Raw genomic sequence first — 17,137 nt, 5'->3', positions numbered from 1 at the left:
GCTCAGCCCTTCAACGGAAAAATCGCGTCGGCCTGGCGATACTCCGCCGGGATGATCACCTTGATGTCGCCGCCGATCACCTGCGTCAGCAGCGGCTGCGCGCCCGTGTTCTGGCCGTTGACGAACTTGGTCGGGCCGTAGGGCATCAGGTTGTCGTGAAAGGTGCTGGCCGCCAGCGCGTCGATGATGGCGGCGCGGTCGGCGGACTTGGCGCGTTCGATGGCATCCGCCAGCAATTGCACCGCCACGTAGGTCATGAACACTTCGTAGCTGAAGTACGCGCCCTTTTCCTCGACGCGCGCCTTCAACGGCGCAACACGCGGGTCTTTTGGATTGAACCAGTGGTTGCAGTCGATGATGCCGTTGGCGATATCCGGAAATTCCTTCAAGAACTTGTAGCTGGACGCCGCGCCCCCCAGCACCGAATAAATCGCCTTGGGCTGCACCTTTTGCTGCTTCATGGCGCGCAGCAACAGCGCGTATTCGTTGTAGTAATTGGCGGGGATGACGATGTCCGGATTCACGGACTTCATGCGCAGCACGATGTTGTTGAAGTCGCGCGTGGGGTTCGGGTGCTTGACCACTTCCTTGACCTCAAAGCCCTGCTGCGGCAACGACTTGGACAACAGCGCCGCCGTGCCGGTGCCAAACAGCGAATCCTCGTGCACGATCATCACGGTCTTGGCCGGCTTGCCGGCAGCGTCGTTCAGCGCCACCAGGTCGGTAATGGCGCGCTCGCTGCAAGCCCGGTAGCCCGGCCCGAAACGGAAGGTGTTCTTCAGCCCGCGTTCGACAATCTGGTCGGCCACGCCTACGTCCACCACATGCGGCAGGTTGTACTTGGCCGCCGTCTGCGTGGTGGCCAGGCAGATCGCGGAGGCGTACGCGCCGACGATGGCCGACACGCCCGCCTCGTTCATCTTTTCCACCTCGGCGGAACCGGCCTCGGGGCGCGACTGCGCATCGCCCAGCACGGCGGACAACGGCGCGCCACCCAGGGACTTGATGCCGCCGGCCTTGTTGATGTCTTCAATGGCCAGCAGCGCGCCCAAGCGGCATTGCTGGCCCGAATACGCCAAGGCGCCCGTCACCGGATGCAGCACGCCGATCTTCACCGGCGCGGCGCCTTGCGCGCGCGCCACCCAGGGCGCGGACAACAGCGCCGTGGCGGCGGCGGAACGATAGAGGAAGGTGCGGCGCGAATTCATGGGTGATCTCCGAAGGGTTCAATGAAATTGGGCCGACAGCTCTTCGCTGACCCAGACCTTGGCGTCGATGCTGCCGACGCGCGACAGCTGCAATTGGTATTGGTATCGGTCGGGCCGGTACAGGCCCTGCAACAGCTGGACGGGGCGATCATTCACGTCGCGCACGACTCGCGTCACGGCCAGCAGCGCCGAACCCACGGACACATCCAGATGGCGCGCCACCTGCGCATCGGCCAGGCGCGCCGAGATGGTCTGCGTGGCGCCGCCAAATTCCACGCCGGCCGCTTCCAGCAGCATCAGCAAGGGCTCGCGTTCCAGGTCTTGCCGCGTGAAGTCGGCCACCGCTTGCGGCACGTAGGTGGTGATGTGGGACAGCGGCCCGGCCTCGGTGCTGCGCACGCGCAGGCTTTTGTGAACCGGCGCACCCGCGGGAATGCGCAACGACTCGGCCACCGTCGGCGGCGCGGACACGAGCGTGCTGTCCAGCACCTGCACCGAGGTGCGCAGGCCCATGTTGACGATGTTCTCAAGCAGCCCGGTCAGGTGCGCCTTTTGCGACGCATTGGCGGCGGGCACGGCCTGCGCGGCGGTGGACGCGCGCAACGGCCAGGTGCCCAACCCGGGGCGGCGAGACACCAGCCCGTCGGACACCAGCATCTCCATCGCCTTGCGGATGGTGATGCGGGCCACGTCGAACTGCGCCGCCAGCGCGTGCTCGCCCGGCAGCCCGTCCTGATCGAAACGACCTTCTTGCAATTGCTCGCGCAACACAAGGTAGATCTGGTGGTACTTCGGCAGAGGCAGTGTGGTTCCCATGCCGGAAACTCTAGGGGTGTCCTAATGTACCGTCAATGGAACAAATGGCCGGATGGGTTGTTCTATCGGGAAAACACCGAGGTCGGCTTCGAGCGACCCCGCCTCGATCCCGCCTCGGTCCCGGCTCAATACCGCCTCAATACCGCCTCAATACCGCCAGCGCACGTTCAACGACCCTGCATGTTCCCGGTTGCCGCCGCCGTACTGGCCGCTGTAGTTCAAGCCCAGCGACGCATTACGCGACACGGCCACTTCCCCGCCCAGTTCGGCGATGGCGGCGTTGCGGGCGATGGGCGCGCCCGACACCGTGAACGCTTGCCCGCCATCGAACGCCATGGTGGACCGCGGCAGTACATCGCCGAAGGCATGGCGCCAACCCAGCGTGGCTTGCAAGCGCGCTTCGGCACCCGCCATCGAGACGTTCGTTTGCGTGCGCACGCCCAGCGTGCTGCTGGTCTGCTTGTTGCTGCTGCTTTGGCCGCTAAGCGCCGCCGAGCCGCCCGACTCGCTGAAGCTGCGGCTGCGCAAGTCGCTCCAGGCCACGCCTGCGAAGGGTTCCAGGGTCGTGCGGTCGGACAAAGGCAGCGCATAGCCCAGTTCGGTGAAAAGCTGCGTCGTGCTGGCGCCGTAGTCGGCGGTCAGCTTTTGCGATGCGCCGGCTACCGAGGCGTAGCGCTCGCTGGCGACGTCGTGCCAGGTGTAGGACGTGCCGACCAGCAGGTTCAGCTTGCCCGAGCCGGCATCAAACGATTTACCGCCATAGACGGCGGCGCTGTAGCCGGACACGTCCGCCTTCGAGGCGCGGTCGTCGACACGGATCTTGCTGTCCGTGTAGCCCAGGGCCGCACCCAGCCGCCATCCGTTACCCACGGCATGGTCGGCGCCCACAAACAGCCCGCCGGTGTGCTGACGCACTTGCGCCGTGTTGTCCGTGGCGTTCTGCGTTTGCCAATTGCCAACCAGCTCGGCCCAGGCGGGCTGCGCGTTTGACGACGGCAAGGCAGAGGCGGACAGCGTGCCGCCCGCCTGCGCCGTGGGAGACCCCGGGCGCATGCCGGCGTTCAGGTTTGCGCGCAGGTGCGACAGCGGCAGCGTGCGCGTCGTGCCGGCCGAACCCATCAGGCTGGACGCGACGCTGGCGTGCGCTTCGCCGGACAGGCTGTTGAACGCGGCGCGCGGAGCGCCGTCGGGCAAGGTCAGGATGTACTCGTGCAGCGCATTGCCGGCTGGCAGGCTGTCCAGCGCGTTGGCGACGGCGCGCTGGTTGCCGGTGCGCGCGGCGTCGGCAAAGGCAATCGGACGGCTGGGCGGGGTGGGCGCAGCCGGCGCGGTGGGTGGGGTGGGCGTGATCGGCGTGGTGGGGTCCACCGGCACCTGCTTGCGTCCCAGTTGCAACGTGACGTCCTGCGCGCCGTAGCGCAGCGTCGGGGCCAGGAAAGCGTAGTTCGACGACACGGCGTTGAACTGACCGTTGACCGAGCCGGCCGTCAGGATCGTGTATTGCCGCGTACTTTCAAAACCGCCTTCCGGCCCGACGTGCACAAGCGAACCGGCAAGGTTTGCCGCGCCGCTGACCGCCACCCGCGAGCTTGCCGACGAGGCCGGGTCGGCGCTCACCTGGTAGACCGAGCCCGGCATGAACGTCAGGTCGCCCGCCACCTTCAGCGTGCTGTTGGCGTTACCCGGAGCCAGCACCGCGCCGTTTTGCAGCGTGGTCGTGCCGACCTGGCCCGTGCCTTGCAACAGCGTGCCGTTGGCCATGGTCAACGTGCCGCCAAGCTTGCCGGCGGACGCCATGTTCAGCACACCGGCCTGCACCAGCAGGTTGCCGGCATACGCGCTGCCGTCCCCGGCAATGTTGAGCACGCCCGCGCCCGTCTTGCTCATGTCACCGCTGCCGGTGATCGAGCCCGACAAGCCGAGCGTTGTGCCCGATGCCACGTTGATGCCGCTTGCCTGCCCCGGCGTCAGCGTGACGGCGCGGTTCGTGTTGAAACTGGCCGTGGTCGCCAGCACACCGCCGCTCAGCGTCAAACCGCCGGTGGCGGCGCCCAGGTTGGCGTCGTTCGACACCGACACGGTGCCCAGGCGCACATCGGTGCCACCGCTGTAGGTGCTGTCGCCCGTCAGAATAAGGGTGCCGTAATCCGTCTTGGCCAGCGTGCTGGCGCCGGTCAGACGCGAGGCGATGGTCCCCGTCATGCCAGCCCCGGCAGCCAGGCCCGACCCCACTCGGATGACGCTTTCACCGCCTGCGCCTTGCAGCGCGATGTCGTCACCTTCAATGCGGTAGCCGTCGGTTGCGATCTGCATGCCGGTGACGCCGATGGCGCCGGCCGACGCGTCGACCGTGACCGTGCCGGCTTGCCCCTGGAACACGGCAAAGGTGGGGTTGGGCTGAAACACGCCGTTCAGCGTGCCGTCCAGATTGGTCCAGTTGCGGCCGTCGGCGCGCCACGCGCCCGTGCCGCCGTTGATGATGCCGTTGTCATGGCCGGCGCTGTTGCCGCCGTCCCAGAAACCCAGCGTCGCGCCGCTGGTGGATGCCAGGTTCACCTGGCCGCCCACGGCGGTCTGAATGCGCAGGTCGCCGGGCAATACGCCCGTCGGCGCGGTGCCCAGGGCCAGCGTGTTCGTGGTCAACGCACCGCCATAGTTGAACAGGCGATAGATGCCGGGGCCAAATCCGCCTTGGTCGCTGACGTTCAGCGTGCCGGCCAAAGCCAGGTTGCCACCCACGTCAAACAACGCGTTCGATGACGCGGTGCTACCCAGCGCCACATTGACCCGGCTGGCGCTGTCCAGCGCAAGGTCGCCGTTGATGGTCAGCGTGCCACCTTGCGCGCCTTGCAGCGTGCCGCCCGTCACGCTGACGTTCTGGCCGATCGTGCCACTGCCCGATAGGAAACCAAGGCTGCCGATGGTGGCGCCGCCAAGCAGCGTTCCCGTGACGTTCAGCCGAGCGCCGGTCACGTCGGCGCTGCCGCCAAGCTGGTTGGCCACCGTCAGCACACCACCGCGCACGCGCGTCGAGCCGGCAAATGCGCTGCTGTCGGCCGTCAGGCTCAGCACGCCCATGCCTCGCTTTTCGAATGCGCCGCTGCCGGTGAACACGCCCGACGCGCTGCCGTCCACGCTCTGGTTGAAGATGGCAGTACCGTTGTTGAGCAGATTGCCCCGGATCGACGCACTGTCGCCGATCAAGCTGCCCGCCAGCACTTGTGTGCTGGCGTGGGTATTGGCACCCGACAACGTCAGCGTGCCGGCGCCATCCTTAACAAGCGCGCCGGCCCCCGAGACCGTGCCGGCCAAGCCCAGTTCGATACCGGCCGCCACATTGAAGATGCCGTTCTGGACCAGGGCAACGTCGCGCGCCGAGTCAAAGCTGGCCGTCGTGGTCAGCGTGCCGCCGGCCATCGCCAGCGCGCCACCGGCCGCCCCCAGGTTGGCGTCCGACGCAACCGATAGCGTACCGCTCTGGATTTCGGTTCCGCCCGAATACGTATTGACGCCCGCAAGGGTCAACGCGCCCCCGCCTGTTATCGTCAGCCGCCCGGTGCCGCCCAGCCCCGTCGAAATGCCCACGTCGAAGCCGTTGGAATCCAGGTACATGCCGTTGGCACCCAGCGTGACGTCGCCCGCGCTGAATCCCTGGAAGAGATCCGCTTGCGCGGTAGTCGCGCGCAAGATGCCGCCATCGAAATCGACAGTGCCGGTTGCCGTGCCGGCATGCCGGATGATGGGTCCCGTTTCCAGGACGCCCCGCAACGCCGGGTCCAGGCCATAGACAAACAGCGACCCGCCTTGCCCCCCGATCTCGACCCGGGGTGCACTAGCCGTGGCGCCCTTTTCGATAAGCAGGCTGCCCGTCGTCCCTGGCAGATTGCCCAAGAGGATTCCGGTTGCAGTGTCCAGGCGCGAGTTCGCGCCGGAGACCAGGGCCGTGCCGTTGGAATACAAACCGACGAAGGCTCGCGCGACGGACAATTGGCCGCCGTCAAGCAATCGCAGCTCGCCCAGGCCGCCGGCGCCTACATTGAAGTAAAAGGCAGTCCATTTGGAATCTGCACCGGTGACGATGGCAGTGCCGGTACCGGTTGAACCGATTTGGATATCATGGGAATTCAATTGCGCGCCGGCGCTTACGGTCAAGATCGCGTCGGCCGTGGATCCGACGATGATTTCCGAAGTCCCGCTGCCCAGCCGCGCCGTGGCGCCCGTGAGCTCGACGGTGCCGCGATTCACGTAGACGTCGCCTGTTCCCGTACTCGCGCCCAACAGGCGCAGCATGCCCGTACCGTTGTTGGCAAGGTTGCCGCTGCCGCTCATGGCGCCTGCATAGTCAACGATGTCGGACCGGCTGAACACCACCGACGCATTATTGACAATATTGCCGGCGATCGAACCCGTGGTGGCGCCGGCGCCGATTTGCAACGTCCCCGCGGATACCGTCGTTCCGCCGGTGTAGGTGTTATTGCCCGTCAGGACCGTCGTGCCACTGCTGTTGACCGCCACGGAACCGGACCCGGCGATGGCCGGTGTCAACACATAAGAGCCGGCATCGGACTGGTTGAAATTGATAAGCCCGTTGTTGACCAACGAGGTCAGGTTGACGATCGTGCCGCCCGTTGCAACGCCCGGCGAAGCGCCACCGATATTGAGCGTGCCGTTGCCGTCGATGGTGAACGCGCCGCCCCCGGCGAAGTTGGCCGTGCCCGGGCCCAGGTTGAACACACCGGTCCCGCCACCCGTGCCGCCACCAAGCTGGACGCGCGCGCCGCTTCCGATCGCCACGGTGGAATTACCGCCAAGAGTCAGCGTACCGTTGCCGCCCTGCCCGCCTGTGTACGAGGCATTGGCACTGCCCCCGCCCGCGCCGCCGATCAGAAGGGTGCCCGCGACGGAAAGCGACGACCCCATCAGCGTCAATGCGCCGTCCCCGCCGCGTCCGCCGATGCCGACGATGCTGCTGCCTCCGCCAGACCCGCCCAGCAACAGCGATCGGTTCACCGTCAGCGTCGCATTGTTGACGGTCAGGTCGCCTGCCGTGCCGGCGCCACCCGCAACGATCTTTCCGGCCCCGCCGCCGCCGCCGCCGATGCCGACATAGTCGTAGGTGGCCGGCAAGGTAATGACGCCCGAGGAAGCCGCTTGGGCGCCCTGGCCTGCCGTGCCTGCAAAAGACGTTCCGTCAATGTCGACAATGGCCCCGCCGTCGCCGCCGGCCCCACCGTTGCCCTGGCCGCCTCCTGCTCCAAGAGCACCACCGCCGCTGCCACCGCCTCCGGTCGCGCCGCTGGGGCCGCCGGCGCCACCGCCGCCGCCCAGGCCTCCTGCGCCGCCCAAGGTTCCGGGTGCGCCGCCCGCGCCGCCGTCGATACCAGTGTTGCTGCCACCGGCCGGCCCGCTGGCTTCCCAAGGCCCGTCGCCCCCACGCACCAGGCCGCCCCCCGCGCCGCCGCTAAAGCCGCTTCCGCCACCCCCGCCGCCCCCGCCAATACCGCCGCCGCCGCCACTGCCCGCTGCGAAAGCGCCACCCGTGGACTGGCCACCGTTACCCCCGCTGCCCACCAGCAGGTTGGCCGCGAAAGTCGGCGTCACTACCAAGGGTATGCAGGTCGCGGCGGCAAGAGCCAGATAACCGGGCGTGCGTTTCAGTTTGAGTGCGGCATGGGCGGGAATACGCATGGATACGGTCTCAGGTCGGAGAGGGTTTGTTGCCGTCGGCAAGGTCCGGCCAGCCCTGCGAAACCGCGGGCCGACTACCCCTGTTATCGACAGGTGCGCGCAAAAATTTAGGGATCGCGGCCAGGTTTTTATCGAAGGTCGCCTGCCAGATCTGTCCCCACGAAACCGCCGCGTCCCGCCGAACTCGGCGGTATCATCGCTTTCCTATGCGCACCCGTCCCCCCTTCCCCATTTCCGCCCCCCGCCCCTGGTTTTGGCGCATCGGCATGTTCGCCTTGGTCGCATGGTTCGCGCTGGTTGCGGGCGTGGTCCGGGCCGAGTCGTTTGACCGCCAGCTTGAGAACCAGCGCTACCAGCAATGGCTGACCGACTTCCGGCAAGACCTGCAAACCTTGCGGCAGTCGCCTGACCCGGCCAACGCCGACATCGACAAGATGTTTGCCAAGACGCTGGTGCCAGGCTCGCGCGCCTCGCAGCTGGTCAAGTCATTGGCGAAGGCGCCGGGCGGCAGCACGCACGGGGAAATTCACTTCGTGGGGATCCAGCGGGTGTTCATGGGCGCCTTGGCCCAATCGGTGGTGGCCGGCGATGGCGGCGTGTACCCCGACACGCACGACACGTACAAATTGCAGACCTTGCGCGTGCGCTACATGCACGTGGACGGCGGCGGAAGGCTGGAGCGGTATTTCAATAACCCGGAAATCTTCACGCCCTACCGGCTGCCGGACAACGGCGTGTATGCGCGCAATGCCTACCCGTTCCTGTTGTTCGAAGACGGCCAGGGCGGGCTGCGCCTGGGCGGGGTGTCGAAGGAATTCTGGGATCTGGTGCAGTTCATGGACTCGCTGCAATATGCATAAGCCGCCCAGTAGCCTGCCTATGCCGCACAGTTTGCACACCCCGCGTACTTCGCACCCCCTGCATATTTCGCGCAGCCCGCCTATTTCGTGCACCGCGCACGTGCCGCCCATCCCGCGTTTGTTGATGCTGTTGTGCGCGGCCGCGCCGATGTTCTTCGCCGCCCCGGCCCACGCCGCCTGCGGCCCGACCGAGACCGACTTCTCGGTGCCGTCCACCCTGCCCGCCGTGCCGGTCACCCTGGCGCTGGACGATGAGCGCGTGCTGCTCGGCAAGCGCGGAGAGCGGGTGCCGACCAACGGCAGGCTGGCCTGGATAGATGACAGCGGCGACCTGATGCCGCACACGTGGGCGGACAAGGTCGACTGGTCCGCTTACCGCGCCGGCAACAAGGTGGCGGGCTCCGCGCCAACGCGGCTGTACTTCGACCCTGAAGGGCGCCTTTGCCGCATAGAGCGCTATCGGCCAATACGCGGCAAGGCCGTGCTGGACGGCGGCTTTACGCTGGCGTACGACACCACCGGCGCGTTGACGGCTTATACCGAATACGGCGAGGCCGGCGCATCCGGCGATCAACCCTACCAGCCAACGCGTCGCGCGTGCGTGCAGCGCGACGCCCAAGGCCGGCTGACGGCGTTCATCGACGACGGTTGTAGCCTCGGCAGTGCCGGCAGCACTGCCAGCGCCACGACCGGCACCGCAACCGGCGCCAGCCGTCACTATGTGCGCGATGCGTCCGGCGGCTTGCTGCGCGTGATCGATCTGGCGTCACCGGGGCAGCCCGTGGCCGTTCAGACCCTGGACGCGCAGGGCAAGCCCGGGCCGCGTTACGTTCTTCAGAGCCTTGGCGACTTCGCGCCGGGCGGCGATACGCTGGCCGCCTATGCCGCGCCGCCCGGCAAACCGTCTGATCGATTGTTCCCCGTGCATCGCGATGCGCTGGCGGCGCTGCCCGTCGACGTGCCGGACAACCCGTGGCGCGTTGTCCGCATCAAGGACGGCGTGCCGCTGGACGACGACATGCTGTCCTGGGACCCCGACGCGCAGATCGTGCTGGCCGAAGGCGCGCAAAGCACGCCCGGTGGCGCGATCCTGACGCCGGCTCAACAGCAAGCGGTATGGCAAGCGATGGGGGAACACCCATGGCGCGTGTACTTCTACCGGGACCCGGCAAGCCGCGTCATGCTGCTGCCCGCCATGCCGCCGGAAAAGTGGAAGGCATGCAGCGACCCGGCCAACCCGGCCCCCGACGCCTGCGCAAGCTGAGGATTGGCCCGCCCGGGCAATCAGCCCCTGCCCGGCCGCGTATCGACTGCCAAACACAGCAACGCCGTCACCAGGGCCAGCGCCACATGCCCCACATACAGCGGTGAAAACGCCGCATGGTTCACCGCGCCGTGCCCCAGCAACAGCACCGTGATCGCCACCCCCATCACGCCGCCGATCTGCCGCGTGGCCTGGTTCACGGCGCTACCCACCGCGTAGTGCTGCGCCGGTAAACGGCTGACCGCCGCCGCCGACAAGGACGGCAGCACCATGCCCACGCCGATGCCGCTAAGCAGCAGGCCCGGCAACCATTGCGTCAGATAAGCCGGCTGCTCGCCCGGCACCAGCAAGAACCACAGGCCGCTCGCCGCGTAGATCAGCGCCCCCGTCACCAGGAACGGCCGATGGCCCAGACGCGCGGCCAGCCGCCCCGTCAGGATGGCCGTGGGCACCACCAGCAAAGGCCCCGGCGTTACCGCCAACCCGGCACGCGGCAAGCTGTACTGCCACACCCCGGTCATGTAGAAAAAGAACGCAAAGAACATCATCGCGAACGCGATGCCGAAGCTCAACGTCGCCAGGTTCACGTAGCGATACGTGCGATGCGAAAACAGCGACAGGTCCACCAGCGGATGCGGCGTCGCCCGCGCCCATGCCACGAACGCGCCCAACGACACCACGCCCACCGCCGCCACCACCCCCAATTCCAGCCGGCTCCATGAAGGCGATTCCGACTGCACCGTCGCCAACGCCAGCGCACCCACCGCCAACATCAACAATGTCATGCCCACGCCATCCACCCGGCGGCGCGCGTCCGGCTTGACCGATTCACGCAGCAGGCCCGCCCCAAACCACAGCGACAGCGCGCCCAACGGCAAGTTGATATAGAACGCCCACGGCCAACCCGCCGCGTCCACCACGAACGCCCCCAGGCTGGGGCCGACCGCCGCCGCCAGACCACCCACCGCGCCCCACAGGCTGACCGCCACCGCGCGCTTGGACACCGGAAACGCCGCCAGCACAATCGACAGCGACGCCGGCGTCAACAACGCCGCGCCTATCGCCTGCAACACGCGCGCGGCAATCAGCCAGCCCACGCTGCCCGCCAAGCCACACGCCGCCGACGCGGCCAGGAACAACACCACCCCCATCATGAACATGCGCTTGCGCCCATGCGTGTCCGCCAACCCGCCCGACGGAATCAACATCGCGGCGTACACCACCGTGTAGGCGTTCAGCACCCACGACATATCCGCAGCGGACGCCTCGGGAAAGCCCGCCCGCAACGCGCCGAACGCCGCGTACAACATCGTGCCGTCCAGCGACACCAGAAACACCGCAATGCTGGCCACCCAGAACACCGGCCAGGGCGACGCCGCCACCGGTTCGGCCGCGGGCGACGTAGAAGAATGAGTCGTAGCGTGCATGACAGCCTTAGCCCCGCGCCTGCAAGTACACCGCCGGCTCGGCGGACAAGCCCTGCTTGACCTGACGCGCCACCGCATCGGCCAGCACTTCCTCGGCGCCCTTTTCCAAGCCGTCAAACGCTTGCACCACGATGTCTTGCGGCGTGGACTTCGGCGCGTCGATGCCCTTGGTGAAGTCGGTATCGACAAAGCCCATGTGCAGCCCCAAGACCTGCGTCCCTTGCCCACGCAAATCATGGCGCAGCCCGTTCGTCATCGCCCACGCGGCTGACTTGCTCATCGCATACAAACCCAGCGGCTGCCCATTGACCCAGCTGGCCACCGACAGCACATTCAGCAACGCCCCGCCGCCATTGGCGCCCAGCACCGGGGCAAAGGCCTGCGCCACACGCAATGACCCGTACAGGTTGACCTCTAGATGACGCTGGGCCGATTCGATTGCATCCGCATCCAGAAAACCACCCAGCGCCGCGATGCCCGCATTGTTGATCACCAAAGTCACGTCCGTGGCCAGCGCCGCGGCCGCCGCCACATCGGCTGCGTTCGTCACGTCAAGCTTGATGGCCTGGACGCCCGGCAACGTCACCATGGACGGGTCCCGCGCCCCGGCGTAGACCTTGCGCGCCCCCCGCGCCAGCGCTTCGCGCGCAAACGCCAGGCCAAGCCCACGATTGGCGCCGGTAATCAAAACGACTGCATTCTTTAAATCCATGATGATTTCTCGATAAGGCCTGCACACCCGCTGGTGACAGAAGGCACAAATATGACGATCATCATATTTGTGTCGGATAAAAAGGCCGCGCATGGCGGCCCTTGAAAATGTGGGATTCAGTGCGCCGGGCCGACTGCCTTGCGCTCGTACTGATCCAGAATCGATTGGCGCGCCGACGCCAACACCGCCCGCCCGTCATCGTTATTGCCCAACGCACGCGCCAGCTGCAACGCGCCCACCATCGTGCTGGTCACCGCTACCGCCGCATGCTCGCCCGCCTCCGCCGGCAACACCGCCCGCACCGCCTGTATCAGGCGCTGCACACGCACCGCCGACACCTCGCGCACTTCGGTCGACTGACGCGGCATCTCGGACGCCAGCGCCGCCACCGGGCAGCCGCTTTCGCAGCCTTTCAGATGCGCATCGCCTAGGTAGGCGTCCACCCACGCACGCAGCGTGCTGGCCCCCTCGGCCTCGCGCCGGGCCACGCTTTGCATCATCCGCGCCGCGCCATCCCGCCCCGCCCGCTCCATCGCAGCTGCCAGCAACGCATCCCGCGACGGGAAGTGCGCATAGAACCCGCCATGCGTCAGCCCCGCTTCCTTCATGATGTCCGCCACGCCCACCCCGGCGTACCCCTCTCGCCGGATCGCGCGCGCGGCGGCGTCAACGATCCGTTCGTGGGAAAGCGCTTTGCGGTTGGATGGGCCAGGCATGATCGGGCTTCTGAAATATGATGATCGTCATATTAATCCCGCAAAAAACCGGCGAGCAAGAAAAATCGCCGGAAAATGTGTAACGCCGGGTTCCGGCGCAGCGCTTAGCGCCACACCTCGGGCTCGATGCTGACCTCGCCCTTGTCGGCCGAGAAATACACGATGCCATCAGAAATGTTTGCATTCAGCTGCATGGTGCGTTCCGCCAGCTTCGCCAACGCCCGGCTCTGCTCGGAAGGCAGATTCACCACCTTCAGGTTGCGCGTGCGTTCCAGCTTGTTGCGTACGCCGTCCCACCAGATCTTGCTGGCAGACCCGCCGTAGCAATAGACGATGACCTCGTCCGCCCGCCCACAAGCGCGCAAGATGCGCCGCTCTTCCGGCTGCCCGACCTCGATCCACAGCTTGACCGCCCCCGTCAGATCCTTGACCCACAGATCGGGCTCATCGGTATCGCTCAGCCCTTTGGTAAACGCCAGGTCTTCCTGCGCATGCAGCGCAAACGCCACCAGCCGCACCATCATCCGTTCATCGGTCTCGGAGGGGTGACGCGCCACCGTCAGCGCGTGGCTGCCGTAGTAGTGGCGATCGGTATCGGCAACGTTAAGTTCGGCCTTGTAGATAGTGGCGCGCAGGGCCATGGCAAAAATCCGTATAAGAAAGGGCAAATAGCGTGAAGCCCGCCATGATACCGCCTGCGCACATTCGTCAATAAACCCCGACCGAATGCCGGGCCACAAAGTGCCCCTCTCCGACGGCCACCAACGGCTCCACCAGCGGATCGTCCCCCAGCTTTCTCATCGGGCTGGGAATCTCATCCACCAGCAACGACCTCTCGCGATGCCGCCTTTGCGGATCCGCAATCGGCACCGCCGCCATCAGCTTTTTCGTATAGGGATGCTGCGGATTTTCGAAGATGGCCCGGCGCGGCCCGATCTCGACGATCTGCCCCAGATACATCACCGCCACCCGATGGCTCACGCGTTCCACCACCGCCATGTCATGCGAGATAAACAGGAACGAGACCCCCAGTTCCCGTTGCAGATCCAGCAGCAAATTCACAATCTGCGCCTGAATCGACACATCCAGCGCCGACACCGATTCATCGGCAATCACCACCTTCGGGTTCAGCGCCAATGCCCGCGCAATGCAGATCCGTTGACGCTGCCCGCCGGAGAACTCATGCGGATAGCGGTCGATCATTTCAGGTAGCAAGCCGCACTTATCCATCAGCCAGCGCACCCGTTCTTGCGCCGCCTTGCCCTTGGCCACGTTATGAATCAGCAGCGGTTCCATAATGGAATAGCCCACCGTCATCCGAGGATCCAGCGACGCAAACGGGTCCTGGAAAATGAACTGAATATGCTGGCGCAGCGTCTGCATCGCGCTACCGCGCAACGCCCCGATATTCTTGCCGTCGAATTCAATCGTGCCGCTCTTGCTCTTGACCAGCTGCAACAGCGACCGACCCGTCGTCGTCTTCCCGCAGCCCGACTCACCCACCAGCGACAAGGTCTCGCCCGGGTACAGATCAAAGCTGACCTTCTCCACCGCATGCACGCGCTTCTGCACGCGCCCCAGAATGCCGCCCGTGATGTCGAAACTGGTCGTCAGGTCCCGCACCTTGAGCACCGGGCCATTCTCGCGACGCACCGTTGACGGCGCCGCCACCGGCGCATCCACCAGCGCCGCCGGGTTTGCCACATGCGCCGCCTCTTCCACCTTCAACAGCGGAAACGGCGCCGGCTCGTCCGTGCCATGCATCGCGCCCAAGCGCGGCACCGCCGACAACAACGCCCGCGTATACGCATGCCGCGGTCGCGCAAAAATCTCGTCCGAGCCGCCCTCTTCCACCTTGTCGCCGCGATACATCACCAGCACACGGTCGGCCACTTCCGCCACCACGCCCATATCGTGCGTGATGAAAATCACCCCCATGTCCATCTCTTCTTGCAGCTGACGTATCAGTTGCAGAATCTGGGCCTGAATCGTCACGTCCAACGCCGTCGTCGGCTCATCCGCAATCAGCAATTGCGGCTTGCACGACAACGCCATCGCAATCATCACCCGCTGCCGCATGCCACCCGACAACTGGTGCGGATAACGGTCAAGAATCGCGCGCGCCTCGGGAATTCGTACCCGTTCCAGCATCCGCAACGTTTCCGCCCGCGCCGCCGCCGCGTCCAGCCCCTGGTGCAACTGCAACGCCTCGGCAATCTGGTTGCCCGCCGTAAAGCTGGGGTTAAGCGACGTCATCGGCTCCTGGAAAATCATCGCCACGTCCGCGCCACGCACCCGTTGCAGCGTCGTGTCGGGCGCATGCGCCAGGTCCAGCACCTCGCCGTTGCGGCGGCGCAGGAACATATCGCCATTGACGATCTTGCCGCCGCCGTATTCCACCAGCCGCATCAGCGCCAGCGACGTCACCGACTTGCCCGAACCGGACTCGCCCACAATCGCCAGCGTCTCGCCGCGATCAACGTGGAACGACACATTGCGCACCGCTTCCACCGTGCGTTCGGGCGTCTTGAAGCGCACCGTCAGGCCGCTGACATCAACGACGCGTTTGGGATCCATTGTTGCCATAGTCATTACTTTTCCTGACGCGGATCGAGCGCGTCGCGCAACCCGTCGCCCAACAGATTGAAGCCCAGCACCACCAGGAAAATGGCCGACCCGGGGAAGATCGACATCCAGGGCGCCTGGGTCATGAAGTTCTTGGCCGTGTTCAGCATCGAGCCCCACGACGGCGTCGGCGGTTGCAGGCCCAGCCCCAGGAACGACAGGCTGGCCTCGGCAATGATCGCCGTGGCGATGGTGATCGTGGCCTGCACGATCAGCGGCGGCATCACGTTGGGGAACACATGCCGGCCAATGATGCGCAAGTCCGACGCGCCCAACGCCCGCGCGCTTTGCACATAGTCTTCGTTCTTGACGGCCAGCACCTGCCCGCGCGTCAAGCGCACGAACTTCGGCGCGGCCGACACGCCGATGGCGATCATCGCGTTTGTCAGGCTGGGCCCCAGGAAGGCGGCCAGCGCAATGGCCAGGATCAGGAACGGAATCGCCAGCAACGCCTCCGTGGCGCGCGAAATGATGCTGTCCGTCCAGCCACCGAAGTAGCCAGCGGCCAAGCCAAACGGCACCCCGACCACCAAGGCGATCAACACCGACACCAGGCCCGCCATCAACGACGCCCGGGCGCCATAGACCATGCGGCTGAAAATGTCGCGACCCAGCTCGTCCGTGCCCAGCCAGTACGACGCCGACGGCGCTTTGCGGATGGTGGTGAAGCTGGTCTGCAAGGGGTCGTGGTTGGCGATGAAAGGCGCCAGCACGGCCAACAGCACAAAGAACGCGACGATGGCCAGGCCCAGCATCGCGATGTGATTACGTTTGAATTTTCCCCAGGCGCGGTTGCGGCTGCGGGGCGGCGTGACGGCAGCGGCCGTTGCAGTATTTGCGCTCATGAGTGCCTCAGGCGGGGGTTGACCAGGATGTAGAGAATGTCGGCCAGCAGGTTCATCAGAATGAAGCCCACCGCCACGCAGAGCACCACGCCCTGCACCACCGCGTAATCACGCGTGAACACCGCGTCCACCACCAGCTTGCCGAAACCCGGAATCGTGAAGACCTGTTCCGTGAGCACTGCACCTGCCAGCAATTCGCCGAACAGCAGCGTCACCAGCGTCACGATCGGCATCAACGCATTGCGCAGCGCGTGGCGCAACACCACCTGGCGCGGCGACACGCCCTTGGCGCGCGCCGTGCGTACGTAGTCAGCCGACAAGGCTTCCAGCATCGACGAACGCGTATGCCGCATCAGGTACGCCGCGATGGCCGTGGACAGCACCAGCGACGGCATCAGCATGGTCTTGATCGACAACCAGAAATCTTCGGCGGGCGACACATAGCCCGATGCCGGCAGCAGCTTCCATTGCACCGACACCACCATGATCAGGATAATGCCCAGCCAGAAGTTGGGTATCGACATGCCGGACAGCGCCGCGATGTTCGCCCCCATTTCAATCGGCTTGCCCTTGCGCACCGCGGCAAGAATCCCCATGGGAATGCCGACCAACAGCGCAAAGAACATCGCCATGGCGGCCAGTTGCAAGGTCACCGGCAGCTTTTGCGCGATCAGCGTCGTGACCGGCACGTCGGTGCGCAGCGACTTGCCCAGGTCGCCTTGCAGCACCTGCCCGGCCCACGCCGCGTACTGCATCGGCAAGGGGTCGTTCAGGCGGTATTTGTCGCGCAGATAATCCAGGACGGCCGGGTCGCGCTCTTCGCCGGCCAGCGTCAGCACCGGGTCGCCCGGCAGGATTTTCTGCAGCATGAAGACGATCATCGACACCAGTATCAGTGTCGGTATCGCGACGATCACGCGGCGCAAGATAAGTTTGAGCATGTGGGAAAAACCGTATAACAGGAACGGCGGACGGC

12 protein-coding genes are annotated in these 17,137 nt (G+C 65.9%); 2 read left to right on the top strand and 10 right to left on the bottom strand.

What is annotated here, in order from left to right:
• Positions 1-2: 2 nt before the first annotated feature.
• The 3 genes from AC6LJY_RS15200 to AC6LJY_RS15190 form a co-directional block, all read right to left on the bottom strand.
• Positions 3-1,208: an ABC transporter substrate-binding protein gene (locus AC6LJY_RS15200; RefSeq protein ID WP_219992228.1), complete on the bottom strand. Its 1,206-nt coding sequence runs from the start codon at positions 1,206-1,208 to the stop codon at positions 3-5.
• Positions 1,209-1,226: 18 nt separating this feature from the next.
• Complete coding sequence (locus AC6LJY_RS15195; RefSeq protein ID WP_104144942.1) at positions 1,227-2,024, bottom strand: GntR family transcriptional regulator; 798 nt, start codon at positions 2,022-2,024, stop codon at positions 1,227-1,229.
• Positions 2,025-2,171: 147 nt separating this feature from the next.
• Positions 2,172-7,712: an autotransporter domain-containing protein gene (locus AC6LJY_RS15190; protein ID WP_498136286.1), complete on the bottom strand. Its 5,541-nt coding sequence runs from the start codon at positions 7,710-7,712 to the stop codon at positions 2,172-2,174.
• 266 nt (positions 7,713-7,978) lie between these two features.
• Between AC6LJY_RS15190 and AC6LJY_RS15185 the strand changes: the two genes are divergently transcribed.
• Positions 7,979-8,572 (top strand): hypothetical protein, encoded by a 594-nt coding sequence (locus AC6LJY_RS15185; protein ID WP_498136285.1) that lies wholly within the window; start codon positions 7,979-7,981, stop codon positions 8,570-8,572.
• 19 nt (positions 8,573-8,591) lie between these two features.
• The gene (locus AC6LJY_RS15180) at positions 8,592-9,836 is read left to right on the top strand and encodes a hypothetical protein (protein ID WP_498136284.1); all 1,245 of its coding nucleotides are present in this window, start codon (positions 8,592-8,594) and stop codon (positions 9,834-9,836) included.
• Between the two features lie 20 nt (positions 9,837-9,856).
• Here the strand turns inward: AC6LJY_RS15180 and AC6LJY_RS15175 are convergent, their stop codons facing one another.
• The 7 genes from AC6LJY_RS15175 to AC6LJY_RS15145 all read right to left on the bottom strand — a co-directional run bounded on the left by AC6LJY_RS15175 (position 9,857) and on the right by AC6LJY_RS15145 (position 17,102).
• Entirely contained in the window at positions 9,857-11,263 is a 1,407-nt protein-coding gene (locus AC6LJY_RS15175) for an MFS transporter (RefSeq protein ID WP_314357294.1), read from the bottom strand.
• Positions 11,264-11,270: 7 nt separating this feature from the next.
• On the bottom strand, positions 11,271-11,975 hold the full coding sequence (locus AC6LJY_RS15170; RefSeq protein WP_046804622.1) for an SDR family oxidoreductase: 705 nt from the start codon (positions 11,973-11,975) through the stop codon (positions 11,271-11,273).
• Positions 11,976-12,091: 116 nt separating this feature from the next.
• Positions 12,092-12,691 (bottom strand): TetR/AcrR family transcriptional regulator, encoded by a 600-nt coding sequence (locus AC6LJY_RS15165; protein WP_498136283.1) that lies wholly within the window; start codon positions 12,689-12,691, stop codon positions 12,092-12,094.
• Positions 12,692-12,795: 104 nt separating this feature from the next.
• Positions 12,796-13,332 carry a YaeQ family protein gene (locus AC6LJY_RS15160; RefSeq protein WP_046804620.1) on the bottom strand — a complete coding sequence of 179 codons (537 nt, stop codon included), beginning with the start codon at positions 13,330-13,332 and terminating at the stop codon, positions 12,796-12,798.
• Between the two features lie 67 nt (positions 13,333-13,399).
• Positions 13,400-15,268 carry a dipeptide ABC transporter ATP-binding protein gene (locus tag AC6LJY_RS15155; protein WP_219992637.1) on the bottom strand — a complete coding sequence of 623 codons (1,869 nt, stop codon included), beginning with the start codon at positions 15,266-15,268 and terminating at the stop codon, positions 13,400-13,402.
• Between the two features lie 14 nt (positions 15,269-15,282).
• A complete protein-coding gene (gene nikC, locus AC6LJY_RS15150) occupies positions 15,283-16,161 on the bottom strand; it encodes a nickel transporter permease (RefSeq protein ID WP_046804619.1) in 879 nt (292 codons plus the stop codon).
• Positions 16,158-17,102 carry an ABC transporter permease gene (locus AC6LJY_RS15145; protein WP_332607552.1) on the bottom strand — a complete coding sequence of 315 codons (945 nt, stop codon included), beginning with the start codon at positions 17,100-17,102 and terminating at the stop codon, positions 16,158-16,160. The genes nikC and AC6LJY_RS15145 overlap by 4 nt, the downstream gene beginning before the upstream one ends.
• Positions 17,103-17,137 lie beyond the last annotated feature (35 nt).

This window comes from Achromobacter sp. RT286_PF (genome assembly GCF_059760425.1).
The sequence above is the reverse complement of the archived record's forward strand: the minus strand, read 5'-3'. Positions and strand labels throughout refer to the sequence as shown.

Excerpts from the sequence above, each read along its gene's own strand:
- AC6LJY_RS15200 (WP_219992228.1), bottom strand. The coding sequence starts at position 1,208 with ATGAATTCGCGCCGCACCTTCCTCTATCGTTCCGCCGCCGCCACGGCG.
- AC6LJY_RS15195 (WP_104144942.1), bottom strand. The coding sequence starts at position 2,024 with ATGGGAACCACACTGCCTCTGCCGAAGTACCACCAGATCTACCTTGTG.
- AC6LJY_RS15190 (WP_498136286.1), bottom strand. The coding sequence starts at position 7,712 with ATGCGTATTCCCGCCCATGCCGCACTCAAACTGAAACGCACGCCCGGT.
- AC6LJY_RS15185 (WP_498136285.1), top strand. The coding sequence starts at position 7,979 with ATGTTCGCCTTGGTCGCATGGTTCGCGCTGGTTGCGGGCGTGGTCCGG.
- AC6LJY_RS15180 (WP_498136284.1), top strand. The coding sequence starts at position 8,592 with ATGCCGCACAGTTTGCACACCCCGCGTACTTCGCACCCCCTGCATATT.
- AC6LJY_RS15175 (WP_314357294.1), bottom strand. The coding sequence starts at position 11,263 with ATGCACGCTACGACTCATTCTTCTACGTCGCCCGCGGCCGAACCGGTG.
- AC6LJY_RS15170 (WP_046804622.1), bottom strand. The coding sequence starts at position 11,975 with ATGGATTTAAAGAATGCAGTCGTTTTGATTACCGGCGCCAATCGTGGG.
- AC6LJY_RS15165 (WP_498136283.1), bottom strand. The coding sequence starts at position 12,691 with ATGCCTGGCCCATCCAACCGCAAAGCGCTTTCCCACGAACGGATCGTT.
- AC6LJY_RS15160 (WP_046804620.1), bottom strand. The coding sequence starts at position 13,332 with ATGGCCCTGCGCGCCACTATCTACAAGGCCGAACTTAACGTTGCCGAT.
- AC6LJY_RS15155 (WP_219992637.1), bottom strand. The coding sequence starts at position 15,268 with ATGGATCCCAAACGCGTCGTTGATGTCAGCGGCCTGACGGTGCGCTTC.
- nikC (WP_046804619.1), bottom strand. The coding sequence starts at position 16,161 with ATGAGCGCAAATACTGCAACGGCCGCTGCCGTCACGCCGCCCCGCAGC.
- AC6LJY_RS15145 (WP_332607552.1), bottom strand. The coding sequence starts at position 17,102 with ATGCTCAAACTTATCTTGCGCCGCGTGATCGTCGCGATACCGACACTG.